Genomic DNA, 16,282 nt, shown 5'->3' with positions numbered 1-16,282 from the left:
CATAGCAGCATTCGATGCTCGCCTTGGGCTTTAGCGGTGCGCGGAGAGGTACTCCAGAATGGCTTTCACGCGGCGGTTGTCCTCGCTGGGGTCGAGACGCAGCTTGGTGAAGATGTTGGAGACGTGCTTGGCCACCGCGGCGGCGGATAAAACGAGCTCGGCGGCGATGTCTTTGTTGGACTTGCCGCGCGACATCAATTCAAGGACCTCGCGCTCGCGCGGGGTGAGCTCGCCCAGGCCGCTGCGCCCAGAGCTCATGAGAGCCTGCGCCACGGTGGGGTCGATGACGGTGCCGCCCTGGGCCACCACGTCCAGGCTCGAGAGGAAGTCCCGTACCTCGGAGACGCGGTCCTTCAACAGGTAGCCGGTGCCGGCATCGGGGGAGTCGAAGAGTTCCACCGCATATGCGGGGGCCACATACTGGGAGAGCACCATGACGGGCAGACCCGGGTATGCATTTCTCAAGTTTACGGCGGCTTTCAAGCCGTCATCGCCCATACCTGGCGGCATGCGCACGTCCGTGATGACGATGTCCGGAAGCTCATCGCGCAGCTTATCCACCACGGCCTCCAAAGCTGGAGCAGAATCCGCCTGGCCCACAATTGAATGCCCGCGGCGCTCCAGAAGGCCGGCGAGGCCCTCGCGCAGAATGGCGGAGTCATCCGCCACCACGATTCTCAAACTCATTTCTTAAACTCCTGACTGTCCGCGATCGAGAAGAAGTGGAATCGAGCATGCCAGCCTCGTGGGCCCGCCCGGGGGAGAGCTCAGCGTCATCTCCCCGCCAAAGGCGGCGAGGCGCTCGGCCATCCCCGCCAAGCCGTGACCTTGTACAACCTGCGCGCCACCCGGGCCCTCATCCACCACGGTGATGCGCAGCGAATCATCCGCGATCACTAAAACAGACACCGGCGCGCCGGGCGCGTGCTTGGCCGCGTTGGTCAAAGCCTCCGTGCCGAAGAAGTAGCCGCAGGCCAGCACGGAGGCGGAAAGCTTGGGCAAAGGATGCGGGGCGAAGACGCTGACGTGGGGGCCGTGGGAGGAGGAGACGTCGGCAAGCGCGGCGACCAAACCGTGATCCTGCAGGACTTGCGGGTGGATGCCGTGCACCGTGGCGCGCAGGGAGTGCAGGCCGCGGTCCACGTCCTGCTTGGCAGCGGTGAGAAGCTCGGCGAGGTCAGAGGGGGCGTCGAGAAGAGCCTCCCCCAACTTCATGCTCGCGGCCACGAGGTATTGCTGCGCGCCGTCGTGCAAGTCGCGCTCGATGCGGGCGCGCTCCACCTCATAGGCATCCGCGATGGCGCGGCGCGAGGCCGTGAGTTGCGCAATTTTCTGCGCCTGCTGTTGCTCATGGTTGGTGGGCTGGGGTTTTCTTCGGAACACAGGCCCAGCATAGTGGCCCGCCCCTGCGGCAGGGGTAGTGCTGGCACTACCTTAAAGAGCAACGCTAGGACTGTTCTTTATGAGGGCCCGAGACGGTGAAATGAGAGACATGGCACAGACACTTTCCCTGACAGACATCACCAAGGATTTCGGCGGCGGCCCGGTGCTCGCCGGAATCTCCCTCGACGTTGAACCGGGCGAGCTCGTGGCCGTCATGGGGCCATCCGGCTCCGGCAAGTCCACGCTGCTGCATTGCATGTCCGGCGTGCTGACCCCCACGCACGGCAGCGTGCGCTACGGGGATGAGGAGCTCTCCGCGCTTGGCGACGGCCCCCGCTCCCGCCTCCGCCTTCGCAACTTCGGCTTCGTCTTCCAGGACGGCCAGTTGCTGCCGGAGCTCAGCAACGTGGATAACGTGGCGCTGCCCGCGATGCTCAACGGGGTCTCGCGCGGTGCTGCGCGCAAGCGCGCGATGCAGCTGCTGGACCAGCTGGGATTGGGCGGTTTGGCGGAGCGTCGCCCGGCGCAGGTCTCCGGTGGACAGGCGCAGCGCGTGACTATCGCGCGTGCGCTGGTGGCTTCTCCGGGCGTGGTTTTCGCCGACGAGCCCACCGGTGCACTGGACCAGTCCACGGGCCACGAGGTCATGCAGATGCTGACCACCATCGTGCGCCAGTCCGGTGCCAGCCTGGTCATGGTCACGCACGACCCGAAGGTGGCCGACTGGATGCAGCGCCGCGTGGAGATTCGCGATGGCATCATCCACGACGACCGCCGCCTCGAGGTGATCCGATGAACACCGCGACTTTAGTCTTTGACCTGCAGCGCGAATCGATTCGCGCGCGCTCCGGAACAGGAATCGTCTCGCTTCTGGCCATTGTGAGCCTGACCATTGGTTCCGCCATTGCCTTCCTCGTCGCGGGTGGCACCTGGATGTTTTGGGAGCGCGCCCAGCACGTCGAGGAAGCCGCGCCCGCGCTCAAAGAGGCCTTCGGTAACGAGATGACGGCCTTTCTTTATCCTTGGTTTGCCCTGGCCCTGCTGGCCTGCGCCTTCATTCTTCCGGCGCTGTTTAACCTCACAGCCCAAGCCGCCGTCCTCGGCGCCTCCGGCCGGGAGCAGCGCCTGGCCACCCTGCGCCTTCTGGGGTTGAGCTCCCGCCAGGTGGAGCGCATGGCCATCGTGGAGACCGGCCTGCAAGCCATCATCGGCATCGTGCTGGGCGGGCTGATCAGCCTGCTCATCGCGCCGGTCTTTACGCAGGTGGACTTCCAGATGCGTTCTATTGCTGTATCCGAGATTCTCCTCCCGTGGTGGGGTTATCTGGCCGTGGCCGGTGTGCTCTTTGTGTTGGCCATCGGTGCGGCACTCGTCGGCATGCAGCGCGTGCGCGTGAGCCCCCTGGGTGTGGCCAAGCGCCAGATGCCCGCGGCCTATCGCTGGTGGCGCGTCATCGTCTTCCTCATCATCGCGGGTATCGGTGGTGTGTTGCTCTCCGGGAAGGCGGGACCGCCGACCGCCATGGTCATCGTGGTCATGTTTGGCATGGTGATGAGCATCAACCTCATTTCCCCTTTTATCTTGCAGCTCGGCGCACACATCATGTCTCTCTTTCCTGGCACCGCGCACTTCGTGGCCTGCCAGCGAGTGGCGGGCAATGCGCGCCCGGCGTGGAAGCGGAGTGCGGCCATCGCGTTCTTCGGCTACTTGGCGGGCTTCCTCGTTGCGGCGCCCCTAGGCTCTGATGCCTTGGCCATGGTTCTCAAAGAGGACCCGGGGATGAACGTGGTGTTTAAGGACATCTCCACCGGCGTCTTATTAACCCTCATCTTCGGCTTCACGCTGACCACCATGTCCATCATTCTGGGGCAGGTCTCCGGCATCTTCGAAGACAAGGAACTCATCCGCTCTCTGGATCTCATGGGTGTGCCGCGCGGTTTCCAGTTCCGCTCCGGTGCCCTGACCATCATGGGGCCTGTGGTGGGATTGAGCTTCTTCGGCTTCCTTTTCGGCGGTGGGATCGCCTCACTGATGTTCTTCTCCAGTGTCGAGCAAAGCGATGTCGACGTTCTTGGCCGTCTGCTCATGGCCTTCGGTTTCTTGGCCATAGGCTGGCTGGTCACGCTGCTTGCCATTGTCCTTGTTGAACCCCTGCGCGGCTACGTGCTGCGGACTGGAGGTCGAAAAGAATGAAAACGGTACTGAAAATCTTCGGCGGACTCTTTCTCGTTGCTCTTGTTGCTGTGGCCGCGGCCGTGTATTTCTTCGGCCCCTCCTATGGCGGGGCGCTGCTGGGCAAGCCCTACTTCCTCTTCAATGCCAGCGAGAAGCGCATCAACACTGCGATGGTGGATACTGCCGCGATCTCCGGAATCTATGGCGAGAGCGAAGAATTCCAGCGCGCCCGCGAGGCCTTCAAAGCGGACCCCACGAACGCTGAGCTCCTCGATGCCGCCATCGACGCCGCCGGCGGTAAGCATTCAAAAGTCTTTAGCACCGAAAAGGAAAAGGCCGCCGAAAGCACCGAGCCTTCGGTTGACTTCAACGATGGCGTCTTGCGCGCTACCGTGCCCTCCATCGGCCGCCACGATGATGGCCAAGCCTACGCCGACACTTTGGCACACGGCCTGACCTCTCACCCGGAGGCCTGTGCCGCTGTGGTAGATCTGCGGGGCAATGACGGCGGTGACATGGGCCCGATGTTCGCGGGCTTAAGTCCCCTGCTGCCGGATGGCACCGCGCTCTCCTTCGTCAGCCGCATGGGTTCATCTGACGTGGTCATCGACGGCAACTCCGTCACCGGCGGCGGCACGCCCACCACCACGTCGGGCGGCAAGCTGAACATTCCCGTCGCCGTGCTCACCGACGACGAGACAGCCTCCTCCGCCGAAGCCACCCTCCTGGCCTTCCGCGGGCTGGACAACGTACGCACCTTCGGCGAGCCGACCGCCGGCTATGCCTCCGCCAACGTGGTCCTGGACTATCCGGACGGCCGCTCGCTCATGCTCACCACGGCCAAGGACAAGGCGCGCACGGGCGAGGAGTTCGCCGAGGATCCCATCGCTCCCGATGCACCCGAATCCGAGCTCGACGGATGGCTTGCTTCCCGCTGCAGTTAGTTAGCTGCAGTGTTAGTAAGCCGCAGCGTTAGCCAGCCCGGTTCGTTGTCGGCACGTTGCTGCTGTTCAGCCGCAACGCTAGCCTGCCCAACGCTCGCGCTCCCACCGCCAGTAGTGGTGCCACTTCCAGGGCGGGGCGACGAACTCGCCCCGCCCTTTGATAACTGCGAGGACCTGGTGAACAGCGACGTCAAGGTGGTGCTCAATCGTGGCGGCGGTGAAGTGGAGGGGCCGATAGCCGCGCTGGACGGCGTCGTTCAGCTTTTGGCGGTCGATTTCGAAACGTTGTCGGTTCTCGCCTTTGTGATAGGCGTAGCCGTCCACCTCGATGGCCACCTTGTGCTCCTCGAGCACCAAGTCCCAGCGGTAGGGCCCAATCCGCACGTTGTTGCGGACTTTGGCGTGGGGCTCAAGGCCCCGGGTGAGGTCGCGCTCCGGCTTGCTATCCGCCCCGACGATGGCCTTTTCCAACACCTCACGCGTGTGCTTGGGCAGGCGGCGAAAGTCCAGCTGTTCGGTCTCGATGCGCGAGCGCCCGTGCGGCCCGGCGAAGAAGGCCTCGATGAAGGCCACGGCATCCTCCTGCGCCATCGCCTCAATACATTGCAGCGGGCTGCAGACGTTCACCCCGTTCATGCTGCCCAGCGCCTTAGGCCGTGCCCGCCGGCTGCGAAAATACGTGCTCGATGCCATCGTTCCTGCGCGCAGAAAATAAAGTGGGTAGGTCAGCTCTTGGCCAAGATATTGCTGAGCTGCGGAATAGCCGTCCAAGGCTGAGTCCGGCCAACGCCGTGAGACGACTTCAGCGAGCTCGCGCGGCGTTGGCACCGCAGATAAGTACAGACCGCGACAAATCTTGATTGCTCGGCCGTTAGCAGCGCGGCGAGTCCCCGCGCGTCCCTCGAAAACCTCCATGTGCCCCCGATGAGTACGGTTCTAACAATTAAGCCCCCAGAAACCGCTGTTTTCGGCCCCCTATTTGATCGAATCGTACGTCACGAATGAGGAGTTGTCGCGGTGACAAAGAAAAAGGACGTTTCGATCAACTAAGGCCTCTCAAACCCTTGGTTTTGGGCCCCTATTTGATCGAAACGTCCCTCAACGTGCGGACCGTGGCGGCTTACTTGAAGCGAGCCTTAGCCTCTTCGAGGATCTTCTCTGCCTCAGCCTTGTCTCCCCAGCCGGAGCCGGTAACTTCCTTGTTCGGCTCCAGGTCCTTGTAGCGGGTGAAGAAGTGCTCGATCTCGTCCTTGATGTGCTGCTCTACATCGTTGATGTCCTGGTAGCGCTCCCAGCGCGGGTCATCGACGACGGCGAGCAGCTTGTCGTCGCCACCGGCCTCGTCGGTCATCTTGAACACGCCGAGGACGCGAGCCTCAACGACAACGCCCGGGAAGACCGGCTCCGGGAGGATGACCAGCGCGTCCAACGGGTCACCGTCCTCACCCAGGGTGTGGTCGATGAAGCCGTAGTCAGCCGGGTAGGCCATCGGGGTGAACAGGTAGCGGTCGAGGTGGACCTTGCCGGTCTCGTGATCGATCTCGTACTTGTTGCGGGAGCCCTTTGGGATCTCGATGGTTACTTCAACGCTCACGGCTGAATCCTCCATAACTAATAGGTTGGCATGTGCTCCGCTTAGTCTACCGCGCTAGTCTAAAGGGCGATGAAAGCTAAGCATGTCTGGTGGAGTACTGCGGCCCTCGTCACGGCGGGAGCCGTGGCGGCGACGGCCGCCTTGGGCGTAGAAATCCAGCGCACCTACGATCACCTGGACCACGGCCAGCCCTATAAACAGGAAGAACCCACAACACTGGTCCAGCCCGTCGAGCCCGGTGATATCGACGCCGCCGCGCTCAAAGCCAGGTTGGATGAGCTAGGCAAGGACAAGGCTCTAGCCACTTTCGGCGGGCAGATCATCGACACCACCACCCAGGACGTGCTGTGGGAGCGCGAGCCCGCAAAGCCGCTGACCCCGGCCTCCGCCACCAAGGTCCTCACCCTCGCCGCGGCTACGCTCAAGCTCGACGAAGAAGAGCGCCTGACCACCGAAGTGGTCGCAGGTGAGCACGAGGGCGAGATCGTTATCAAGGCCGCCGGCGATGTCTGGCTGACGGACGAGCGCCTCGATGAGCTGGCGGAACAGATTCAGCAGAAGATGGATACCGTCACGCGGGTCTCCATCGACACGTCCATCTGGGCCGGGCCCGACCAGGCACCGGGCTGGGATGATGACAATATTGACGGCGGTTTCGTCGCCCCCATCCAGCCGGCCATGCTCTACGGTGGGCGCATTGGGGAGAAGACCGGCGACGTTCCGCGCTCCCACGAGCCGGCCCTCGACGTCGCCCGCGCGTTGGCCTCCCGCCTGGGAACCGACAAGGCGGACACGAGCTCAGCGCCCGAGAACACCGAGGTCATCGCAGCTACAGAATCTGAGCCGTTGGCTTTGCGCGCCCAGGAAGCGGTGAAGGATTCCGATAACGTCATGGCGGAGGCCATCGCCCGCGAGCTGGCCGTCAGCCAGGGCGCGGAAGCAAGTTTCGAGGGCGCCACGAAAACCATGCTCGACGTGCTTAAAGGCCACGGCATCGACATCAGCGGCATCACCCTCAAAGACGGTTCCGGCCTGTCCCGCGATAACCGCATCCCTGCCGACGGACTCGCCCACATCATGGACCAGGCCGTAGCCACCGAGGAGCTGCGCCCGCTGTTGGGCTACCTGCCCCTCGCCGGCGGTGAGGGCACGCTCTACCAGCGCTACCCCGATTCGCCGGCCCGCGGGTACGTTCGCGCCAAAACCGGCACCCTCACGGGAACCTCCGCGCTGACCGGCACCGCCCAGGGCCAGTCGGGTCGCGTGTACGCCTTCGCCTTCTTAGTCAACGACGGCGAAGTCACCTCCGCCCGCCAAGCCCAAGATGCTCTCGCCGCTGCCCTCCATGACTTCTAAGAAACCTTTTTGGCCGCGCAGAAGCCCCAACTTTTTGGCGTGCCGCGTCGCCGCCCGCGCCGTGGTCGGTGAGCAGCCACGCGCCATCGCCGTGGGCTTGTCCGGCGGGGCCGATTCCTTGGCGCTGACCGCCGCTCTCGTGGCCGAAGGACACGAGGTGACAGCGCTCTGCGTCGACCACGGCTTACAGGAAGGCTCGGCCGCGCAGGCGCGCCGGGCTGCCGAGCAGGCCCGCGCCTTGGGGGCGGGGGCGGAGGTGTTGCGGGTGGACGTCGGCAAGCAAGGCTCCGTGGAGGCCGAAGCCCGCGCCGCCCGGTACCGTGCCTTCGCGCCCTGGGGTGAGGTGGCGGTGGCGCATACCGCTGATGACCAGGCCGAAACCCTGCTGCTGGGTGCCCTGCGGGGGAAGGTCGCGGGCATGCGCGAGCGCTCCGAGGTGGAGGGCGTGCGCGTTGTGCGCCCCCTGCTGAGCGTGCGCCGCGCCCAGACCGAGGCCGCCTGCGCGGAGCTGGGGCTGGAGGTCTGGCAGGACCCCCAGAACCAGGACCGAGCCTTCCGCCGCGTGGCCCTGCGCCGCGAGATCCTCCCGCGGCTGCAGGAGATCGTGGGCGGTGACCCCGTCCCGGCCTTAGCCCAGGCAGCCCACGACGCCGCGCTTGACGACGTCCTCCTCAGCACCCACCCCACCACCGACTGCGCCGAGCTGGCCGTTCTCCCAGAACCGAAGCGCCGCCGGGCGATCGCTGCGTGGCTGCGCGAGGAGGGAATAGAGGTTACGCGCGAGGCGGTGCGCGGCATCGATGCCCTGTGCACGCAGTGGCATGGCCAAGGCCCCGTCGCCGTCCGTGGGGAAAAGAAAGGTACAAGGTTGGAAGTCGCACGCGTTGGTGGCAAACTGTCACTATTGCCTCGGTCAGCAAAGGAGCGCTCACGTGCACGATAACCATGATTTAGCCGTCCCCGCCCATCCTTATGGAGAGGACATCAAAAACGTTCTCATCACCGAAGACGATCTTCAGGCGCGCATCCAAGAGATGGCGGATCGCGTGTCCAAGAAATACAGCAATGCCGACGATGACCTCATCTTGGTCTGCGTGCTCAAGGGCGCGGTCTTCTTCCTGACGGATTTCGCCCGCAAGCTGGCTATCCCGTCCCAGCTGGAGTTCATGGCGGTCTCCTCTTACGGCAACTCGGCCTCCTCCTCGGGGGTTGTGCGCATTCTGAAGGACTTGGACCGCGATATCGAGGGCCGCGATGTGGTCATCGTGGAGGACATCATTGATTCCGGCCTGACTTTGTCGTGGCTTATCCGTAACCTGCAGGGCCGCCAGCCACGATCCCTTGAAGTGGTCACCCTGTTGCGCAAGCCAGAGGTGGTTAAGGCAGAGCTTGACCTGTTCGATGTAGGCTTCGATATCCCCAACGAGTTTGTCGTGGGGTATGGCCTGGATTTTGCCGAGCGCTACCGTGACCTGCCCTATGTAGGTACGCTGCATCCGGCGGTCTACAGCAACGATTAATCTTTATTCTTGTCCGGCGCTTTAAGCCGCAATTGTGCAAGGTAGTTAATGAAAAACAAGAACATCATCCGCTACGGCTCCATCGCGGGCCTGGTTCTCATCCTGCTGTACGCATTCACGTTCTTTACCAACGATGCCCGCAGCTTCAAGCAGGTGGACACTTCGGTGGCCATGCAGCAGTTAGCGGATAAGAACGTTGAGGAAGCGCAGATCGATGACCGCGAGCAGCAACTGCGCCTCAAGCTCAAGAAGCCGGTGACGGTGGAAGAGCAGGAGGGCATCGAGGAGGTCATTGCCAAGTACCCGGCACGCGCCTCCGAGCAGGTCTTTAACGCGGTCAAGGACTCCGGTGCTGAGAAGTACCAAACGAAGGTCACGCAGGATTCCTTCATCGGCTCGATGATTAGCTTCCTGTTGCCGATGCTGCTGCTCTTCGCGCTGTTGTTCTGGATGATGTCGCGCATGCAGCAGGGCGCTGGCGGCATGTTTGGCATTGGCGGCTCCAAGGCCAAGGAGCTGACCAAGGATATGCCGACCAACACCTTCGCGGATGTGGCCGGTGCGGACGAGGCCGTGGATGAGCTGCAGGAAATCAAGGACTTCCTCGATGATCCGGAGCGCTACCACGCCCTCGGCGCGAAGATCCCGCGCGGCGTACTTCTCTACGGCCCGCCGGGCACCGGTAAGACCTTGCTGGCCCGTGCCGTGGCGGGCGAGGCCGGTGTGCCCTTCTACTCCATTTCTGGCTCCGACTTCGTGGAGATGTTCGTCGGCGTCGGTGCCTCCCGCGTGCGCGACCTGTTCAAGCAGGCGAAGGAAAATAGCCCGTGCATCATCTTCGTTGATGAGATTGATGCCGTGGGCCGCCAGCGCGGCTCCGGTACCGGCGGTGGACACGATGAGCGCGAGCAGACCCTCAACCAGCTGCTCGTGGAGATGGACGGCTTCGGTGACCGCGAGGGTGTTATCCTCATCGCGGCCACCAACCGTCCCGACATCCTGGACCCGGCGCTGCTGCGCCCGGGCCGGTTCGACCGCCAAATCCCGGTCACCAACCCGGACCTGGCCGGCCGCGAGCAGATTCTGCGCGTGCATGCCAAGGACAAGCCGCTGGCCAAGGAAGTCGACGTGGCTCAGTTGGCCAAGCGCACCGCCGGCATGTCCGGCGCGGACCTGGCCAACGTGCTCAACGAGGCCGCCCTGCTCACCGCCCGCATCGGCGGCAACGTCATTACCTATGATGCGCTGGAAGAGGCTACCGACCGCGTCGTCGGCGGCCCGCGCCGCCAGGGCAAGATCATTTCCGAGCATGAAAAGAAGGTCACCGCCTACCACGAGGGCGGTCATACCTTGGCCGCCTGGGCGCTCAAGGACATTGAGCGCGTCTACAAGGTCACCATCCTGGCCCGCGGCCGCACCGGCGGCCACGCCATGACCGCGCAGGAAGATGACAAGGGCATGTATACCCGCGATGAGCTCTTCGCGCGCCTCGTCTTCGCCATGGGTGGCCGTGCCGCTGAGGAGCTGGTCTTCGGCGCACCGACCACCGGTGCTTCCTCCGATATCGAGCACGCCACCAAGATTGCGCGGTCCATGCTTACTGAGTACGGCTTCAGCCCGGATTTGGGCACCGTCAAGTACGGCAAGGAGCAGGGCGATCCCTTCAGCCAGATGGGTGGCGGCGGGACCATCGACTACTCCGATGCCATTGCCGCCAAGATTGATGAGCAGATGGCTTACCTCTTGGACCGCGCGCACCAGCAGGCCTATGACATCCTGTCCGAGCACCGCGACTACCTGGATAAGCTCGCCGAGATGCTCCTGGAGAAGGAAACCCTGCGCCGCCCGGACCTCGAGGGCATCTTCGAGGGCATCGAGCCGCGCGAGGCTTTCGACGTTTTCCCGAACGAGGACGCTCGCTTCCCGCGCCAGGCCGGCCGCGAGCCGGTAAAGACCCCGGCCGAGCTTGCCCAGGAGCGCGGCGAGGAGCTGCCGAAGCGCATGACGCTTCTCGACGCCTCCCGTGCCGCCCGCGAGCGCCGCCACGCGGAGCTCGAACGCGCGAAGGAAAACGGTGACGAGGCCGCCGCCGCGACATCGGAGGCATCGGTCGAGGAGATTGGCTTCAGCTTCGGCCAGCACGCGGGTGATTACGTGGATCCGGAGAAGGGCAATACCTTCTTCGGCGAGTCCGATATCACCGAGCCCACCGGTCGCGAGCTCAGCGCAGACGAAGCGGTCAGCGATGGGGCGCAGGAAGAAACTGTTGCCCCAGAACAGGCTGGCCCCAGCCACGAGGACACCCAAGAGATTCCGCGTGTGCCGGATGCCGCCGCATCGCAGCCAGAATCCCAGCCCCAACCAGAACACCAGCCGCAGCCACGCGAACCGGAACGCCGCGGCCGCCACGCCAAGCCGGAGGAGCACGCCTGGGGCGCTCCCGGCTGGGGAGAACATGAACACCGCAACAACCCGTACAAGGATGGCGACACCAATGAGCGATAACATCCCGGCGCAGCGCGACTTCGACCACGAGCGCGCCGAAGCAGCCATCCGCGAGCTGCTCATCGCAGTGGGCGAGGACCCCGACCGCGAGGGCCTGCGCGAGACCCCGGCCCGCGTGGCCCGCGCCTATGCCGAGGTCTTCGCAGGTCTCCACCAGGACCCGACTGAGGTCCTGCACAAGACCTTTGCCGAGGAGCACCAAGAGCTCGTCCTCGTGCGCGATATCCCCATCTATTCCACCTGCGAGCACCACCTCGTGCCCTTCTACGGCACGGCGCACATCGGCTATATCCCTGGCTCCGACGGCCACGTCACCGGCCTGTCCAAGCTGGCTCGCCTGGCGGACATGTACGCAAAGCGCCCGCAGGTCCAGGAGCGCCTCACCAGCCAGATCGCCGATGCGCTGGTGGAGGTCCTCCACGCGCAGTCCGTCATCGTCGTCATCGAGTGCGAGCACCTGTGCATGGCCATGCGCGGTATCCGCAAGCCGGGGGCGACCACGACGACATCCGCGGTGCGCGGCGGATTCAAGAAGAATGCGGCCTCCCGCGCGGAGGTCATGAGCCTGATTAGGAGCTAGCAGCAATGGCAGTCAGTGATCTCACCGTTCCCGGCCGCACGCTGGTCATGGGCATCGTCAATGTCACCGAGGACTCCTTCTCCGACGGCGGGCGCTGGATCAACATCGACGATGCACTTACCCACGCCCGCCACCTTGTCGCCTGCGGCGCGGACATGATCGATGTCGGCGGTGAGTCCACCCGCCCGGGTGCGGTGCGCGTGGCTGCCGAGGAGGAAGAACGCCGCGTCGTGCCCGTCATCAAGGCGCTGCGCGAGGAGGGGATTAAGACCTCGGTGGACACGATGCGGGCCTCGGTTGCTCAAGCCGCTGCGGAGGCCGGCGTGGACATGATCAATGACGTCTCCGGTGGTGCGGCCGACCCGGACATGTACCGCACCATGGCCGAAACCGGCCTGCCGGTCTGCCTCATGCACTGGCGCACCGTCCAGTTCGGCTCGGCCGCCGGTGTGGCCGACCATGGCGGGGATGTGGTGCGCGATGTCCACGAGTCCCTGGCGAAGCTCGCTGATAACGCCCTGCAGGCCGGTGTTAGCCACGACAATATCGTCGTGGATCCGGGCCTGGGTTTTGCCAAGTCCCCGCAGGATAACTGGGCTTTGCTCAAGGCTCTGCCGGAGTTCCTCCAGGGCGAGTTCCCGCTGTTGGTGGGCGCGTCCCGCAAGCGCTTCCTCGCCGCCATCCGGGAAGATCGCGGCGCCGAGTCCAGCCCGCTGCTCGCGGACCCGGCCACCGCGGCCGTCACCGCCATCTCTGCGCAGATGGGTGCGTGGGGCGTGCGCGTGCACGAGGTGGAAGTCTCGCGCGATGCCGTGGATGTCGCCGCGGCCTGGAACGCGGGCGCGGCCTACACCGGCGGCGCGCATGCCTCCGGCAGCTACGCCAACGGCGCGGACGGCGGAACAGTGGTGTCCACTTCTTTGGGAAAGGCATAAAACATGGCGGATCGCATTGAACTCACCGGCCTGGAGTGCTTTGGCTACCACGGCGTCTTCGAGGAAGAGAAGAAGACGGGGCAGCCCTTCATCGTGGATATCACCTGTTGGTTGGACACCGCGGGAATCGGGGATGACCTGTCCCGCACGGTGAATTACGCCGAGCTTGCCGACGTCGCCGCGGACATCGTCGAGGGCCCCTCCCGGGACCTTATCGAGACGGTGGCTGAGGAGGTCGCCGAGACCGCGATGCAGCGCTTCGGGATTCTCCATGCCATCGAGGTGACCATCCACAAGCCGAAGGCGCCCATCCCGCGCACCTTCGCGGACGTGGCAGTCGTGGCCCGCCGCTCCCGAAAGAGGATGGCAGGCTAATGCGCGCCGTGCTGTCTATCGGCTCCAACATGGAAGACCGCTGCGCGCTGCTGCAGACCGTCTTTGACGAGTTTGCTGAGGAGACCGTCGCTGCCTCTCCAGTCTTTGCCACCCCGCCGTGGGGCGTGACCGACCAAGATGAATTCCTCAACGCGGTGCTCATCGTGGACGTGGACTGCACCCCGCTGGAGCTGCTACGCCGTGGCCAGAAGCTGGAGGAGGCCGCTGAGCGTGTGCGGGTGCGGCACTGGGGTCCTCGCACCCTGGACGTGGACGTCGTGCAGATAGACGGCGTGACCTCCGAAGATCCGGAACTTATTCTGCCGCATCCTTATGCTCACGAGCGGGCCTTCGTGCTCGTGCCGTGGTTGGCCGCGGATGAGCACGCGGAGCTCAACGGCACCCCGGTGCGCGAGCTCATCGCCGACCTCGATGAGGACGAGGTCGCTGCGGTGAAGGAACTGGGGGAGTAATGACGAGGACGTCGATTGGCGCGCTTGTCGGCACCGCCCTCTTCGTGGCTGCGGCGGCTGCCACCCTCACCACCCGCTTTTATGGCTCCATGCTGGCCATTCCGGCAACCGTATCGATTTCTCTGTGGGCTATGGCGCTGGTGTGCGTGCTGTTGACGCTCAAGGTGCGCGGTGCCAAGGAGGACGAGCACGGTATCGGCCTGGATAACTCGCAGCTCAATCCCATGACCATCGCGCAATTCCTGCTTGTCGGCAAAGCCTCGGCGTGGACCGGGGCCATCGTGGGCGGGGCCTATGCTGGCATGGCGGTCTACGTGGTGCCGCGCGCCGGTGAGCTCGTCGCTGCGGCTGGTGACCTGGCCGGGGTGGTGTCTTCGGCGCTGGGCGGTGCCGCGATGTGTGTTGCCGGAGTGGTGTTGGAGCGACACTGCGAGGTGCCACCTCCAACTGATGGGGCACAAGCGGTAAGTTAGTGGGCATGACGAGCCCGCACCACGCCCCTGATCCCCAGTACGAGTCGGCCCCGGATGATCGCCCGACCACCCAGTTTTCTGCGCAGCCGGACTCTCAGCCACCGACAACGGCGGAGTCTTCCCAGGACGGTTCGAAGACGGATGCTGGTTCTATTGGGCTTATCATCCTCGTCATCCTCGCGGTCATCGCCAGCCTGGTCATGTTGATTTCGGGTTCGGCGAACGCACTGAAGATTGCCCTGCTGGCTGCCCTGTGGGCCGCGGTGTTGGGCTTCTTCTTGGTGGTGCGCTATCGCCGTCAGGCCCATGAGGCCAAGGAGCTTCTGGCGGTGGAGCGCGCCCATGCCGCATCCACCTTGACCGCTTCCGGTGCTTCGAGCGCGGATAACAGCAAGGTCCTGGCGGAGATCCGATCGGAGCTGGAAGCCATCCGCACCCAGATCGAGGAGATCTCCGGGCGCGAGTGGGTCTACGAGCCGGCCGCCCTGTATGCGGAGGCTCGCCGCATCCAGGAGCTGGAGCGCAAGGCTGGCGGCGCTGGCGTGGATGAGCGCGGCGATGCCCCCAACGTGAACTTCACCCAGAAGTCCGGCGGCGCGCCGTCTGCCGACGCCGTCGCAGGCCGCCTCGGCTCGCAGCCGACCCACCCGGTGAGCAACCCGCTGGACAATCTGCTGGCGGATAACGCCCGTGCCAACGCCCAGCAGCCGGCGGCGAAGCCAGCCGCGAAGCCTGCTCAGCAACCCACTCCGAAGCCAGCCGAGCAGTCTGCCGCGAAACCCGCGGAGCAGCCCGCGGATCAGCAGGGCACCCGCCCGGCACCATCCCCGTTCGGCGCACCGCAGCCGTCGCAGGGCCGTCCTCCGGCGTTTCGCCCTATGGGAGCACCGCAGCCTCAGCCTCAGCCAAAGGCCGACAAGCCCCAGCCCAAGGATGACAAGCCACAGGCAAAGGCAGAGAAGCCGCAGGCGCGCACCGAGCAGAAGCCGCAGCAGTCGAAGCCCCAGACTCGGTCGCAGCAGAAGGCGCCGGAGTTCAAGACCGATAGCTTCCAGGCCGTGCAGTGGAACCAGGGTGCTGCGGGTGCGCAGCACGTCAAGGAGGATGCTAGCCCCGCGCAGCAGCCGCACCACCGCCACCGCAAGCCGGAAGCAGATACCGCACAGCCCGACACCCGTGGCCGCCGTCGTAGCGATGAACACCGCGAGGGCGCGGTCTCCGTGGCTGAACTCATGGCGCGTAGCAAGCGCCGGAAAGAACAGCAGAACAAGGACGTGAAGAAGTAGATGTCTGCTCCGCGCATGCGAGTGGCGGTCTGGGGTAATTCCCGAGCCGGCATTAACTTCGCCCTCCGTCTGGAGATGGCTGGCCACACCATTGAGAAGCTTGAGGACCCCGCCCAGCTGGACCGCTTCGATGCGCTGATTCTCGCCGCGACGGCGAGGGAGCTGGAGGGGGCAGTGGGGGACGTCGAAAAGCACGTGCGCCCCAAGCAAATCGTCATCCACACCTCATTGCTGGCTGGGGTGGAAGCCCTTGATGAGCTGGAAACGCGCGGGTGCCTGACGATTGCCGCAGCTCCCCTGGGCGACTCCTACGCGGTGGGCACCCTCGATGAGGTGGCGGAGACCGTCATTGGGTTGCTGCTCTCGGAGATTCACCAAACTGCAGAAACGGTGCCGGCGGCACAACGTGCCGAGCGAGCCGCGCGGTTGTACTACGCGGAGATGCTCGGTGAACTCAGCGCGTGGGCGGCGCTTAAGGCGGGGATTATCGAAGATTTTATGGGCAGTTCCTTCGACCTTGACGCTGGCGACATCATCGATGCTTACCCCGCCGCCGTGGAGCTGGGCATGGCGCGCAACTACCGCGACGTCGCCCGCATGGTGGGTGAGAAGAAGAACATGGAAGAACTGGAACTGTGGGCAGTAAGAAAGGAAGCGCCGTGGCAGAGCAACTCCTAGTGGAG

The 16,282-nt window shown here is 64.6% G+C and carries 18 protein-coding genes; 14 read left to right on the top strand and 4 right to left on the bottom strand.

What is annotated here, in order from left to right:
• Positions 1-30 precede the first annotated feature (30 nt).
• Together QKE52_RS07410 and QKE52_RS07405 are read right to left on the bottom strand one after the other, a co-directional pair.
• Positions 31-687, bottom strand: a complete 657-nt coding sequence (locus QKE52_RS07410; protein WP_046647189.1) for a response regulator transcription factor — start codon at positions 685-687, stop codon at positions 31-33.
• A 3-nt stretch (positions 688-690) separates the two neighbouring features.
• A complete protein-coding gene (locus tag QKE52_RS07405) occupies positions 691-1,383 on the bottom strand; it encodes a histidine kinase (protein WP_049154704.1) in 693 nt (230 codons plus the stop codon).
• 109 nt (positions 1,384-1,492) lie between these two features.
• On the opposite strand from QKE52_RS07405, the gene QKE52_RS07400 reads away from it, so the two are divergent.
• From QKE52_RS07400 to QKE52_RS07390, 3 genes are read left to right on the top strand one after another with little or no spacing between them, the layout of a single operon-like run.
• Entirely contained in the window at positions 1,493-2,179 is a 687-nt protein-coding gene (locus QKE52_RS07400; protein WP_347948483.1) for an ABC transporter ATP-binding protein, read from the top strand.
• Positions 2,176-3,576, top strand: coding sequence for an FtsX-like permease family protein (locus QKE52_RS07395; RefSeq protein ID WP_175973640.1), 1,401 nt, complete (start codon positions 2,176-2,178; stop codon positions 3,574-3,576). The genes QKE52_RS07400 and QKE52_RS07395 overlap by 4 nt, the downstream gene beginning before the upstream one ends.
• A complete protein-coding gene (locus QKE52_RS07390) occupies positions 3,573-4,502 on the top strand; it encodes a S41 family peptidase (RefSeq protein ID WP_347948482.1) in 930 nt (309 codons plus the stop codon). Before QKE52_RS07395 ends, QKE52_RS07390 begins: the two co-directional genes overlap by 4 nt.
• A 78-nt stretch (positions 4,503-4,580) precedes the next feature.
• Here QKE52_RS07390 and QKE52_RS07385 read toward each other — a convergent pair whose 3' ends face one another.
• Both QKE52_RS07385 and QKE52_RS07380 read right to left on the bottom strand, forming a co-directional pair.
• Entirely contained in the window at positions 4,581-5,138 is a 558-nt protein-coding gene (locus QKE52_RS07385; protein WP_232745242.1) for a DUF559 domain-containing protein, read from the bottom strand.
• Positions 5,139-5,622: 484 nt separating this feature from the next.
• The gene (locus QKE52_RS07380) at positions 5,623-6,096 is read right to left on the bottom strand and encodes an inorganic diphosphatase (protein ID WP_010188812.1); all 474 of its coding nucleotides are present in this window, start codon (positions 6,094-6,096) and stop codon (positions 5,623-5,625) included.
• A 69-nt stretch (positions 6,097-6,165) separates the two neighbouring features.
• Between QKE52_RS07380 and dacB the strand changes: the two genes are divergently transcribed.
• Genes dacB through QKE52_RS07325 form a run of 11 tightly spaced genes read left to right on the top strand, consistent with a single transcriptional unit; the run spans position 6,166 to position 16,277 of the window.
• Entirely contained in the window at positions 6,166-7,452 is a 1,287-nt protein-coding gene (gene dacB / locus QKE52_RS07375; protein WP_347948481.1) for a D-alanyl-D-alanine carboxypeptidase/D-alanyl-D-alanine-endopeptidase, read from the top strand.
• Positions 7,442-8,395, top strand: coding sequence for a tRNA lysidine(34) synthetase TilS (tilS, locus tag QKE52_RS07370; protein WP_102233527.1), 954 nt, complete (start codon positions 7,442-7,444; stop codon positions 8,393-8,395). The genes dacB and tilS overlap by 11 nt, the downstream gene beginning before the upstream one ends.
• The gene (hpt, locus tag QKE52_RS07365) at positions 8,385-8,972 is read left to right on the top strand and encodes a hypoxanthine phosphoribosyltransferase (RefSeq protein WP_049154711.1); all 588 of its coding nucleotides are present in this window, start codon (positions 8,385-8,387) and stop codon (positions 8,970-8,972) included. The genes tilS and hpt overlap by 11 nt, the downstream gene beginning before the upstream one ends.
• A 48-nt stretch (positions 8,973-9,020) precedes the next feature.
• A complete protein-coding gene (ftsH, locus tag QKE52_RS07360; RefSeq protein WP_347948480.1) occupies positions 9,021-11,477 on the top strand; it encodes an ATP-dependent zinc metalloprotease FtsH in 2,457 nt (818 codons plus the stop codon).
• Positions 11,467-12,057 (top strand): GTP cyclohydrolase I FolE, encoded by a 591-nt coding sequence (folE, locus tag QKE52_RS07355; RefSeq protein WP_046647199.1) that lies wholly within the window; start codon positions 11,467-11,469, stop codon positions 12,055-12,057. The genes ftsH and folE overlap by 11 nt, the downstream gene beginning before the upstream one ends.
• 5 nt (positions 12,058-12,062) lie before the next feature.
• Positions 12,063-12,992, top strand: coding sequence for a dihydropteroate synthase (gene folP, locus QKE52_RS07350; RefSeq protein WP_046647200.1), 930 nt, complete (start codon positions 12,063-12,065; stop codon positions 12,990-12,992).
• A gap of 3 nt (positions 12,993-12,995) precedes the next feature.
• The gene (gene folB, locus QKE52_RS07345) at positions 12,996-13,367 is read left to right on the top strand and encodes a dihydroneopterin aldolase (RefSeq protein WP_046647201.1); all 372 of its coding nucleotides are present in this window, start codon (positions 12,996-12,998) and stop codon (positions 13,365-13,367) included.
• Complete coding sequence (gene folK, locus QKE52_RS07340; RefSeq protein ID WP_046647202.1) at positions 13,367-13,840, top strand: 2-amino-4-hydroxy-6-hydroxymethyldihydropteridine diphosphokinase; 474 nt, start codon at positions 13,367-13,369, stop codon at positions 13,838-13,840. Before folB ends, folK begins: the two co-directional genes overlap by 1 nt.
• Complete coding sequence (locus QKE52_RS07335; RefSeq protein ID WP_070511118.1) at positions 13,840-14,313, top strand: DUF3180 domain-containing protein; 474 nt, start codon at positions 13,840-13,842, stop codon at positions 14,311-14,313. The genes folK and QKE52_RS07335 overlap by 1 nt, the downstream gene beginning before the upstream one ends.
• 5 nt (positions 14,314-14,318) lie before the next feature.
• Positions 14,319-15,599 (top strand): DUF6779 domain-containing protein, encoded by a 1,281-nt coding sequence (locus QKE52_RS07330; RefSeq protein WP_070546311.1) that lies wholly within the window; start codon positions 14,319-14,321, stop codon positions 15,597-15,599.
• The gene (locus tag QKE52_RS07325; RefSeq protein WP_052750503.1) at positions 15,600-16,277 is read left to right on the top strand and encodes a hypothetical protein; all 678 of its coding nucleotides are present in this window, start codon (positions 15,600-15,602) and stop codon (positions 16,275-16,277) included.
• Positions 16,278-16,282: the final 5 nt, after the last annotated feature.

Source organism: Corynebacterium sp. c25Ua_47, assembly GCF_039907205.1.
Lineage (GTDB): Bacteria > Actinomycetota > Actinomycetes > Mycobacteriales > Mycobacteriaceae > Corynebacterium > Corynebacterium hiratae.
Note: the sequence above shows the minus strand (reverse complement) of the source record. Positions and strands in the feature narration are given on the sequence as shown.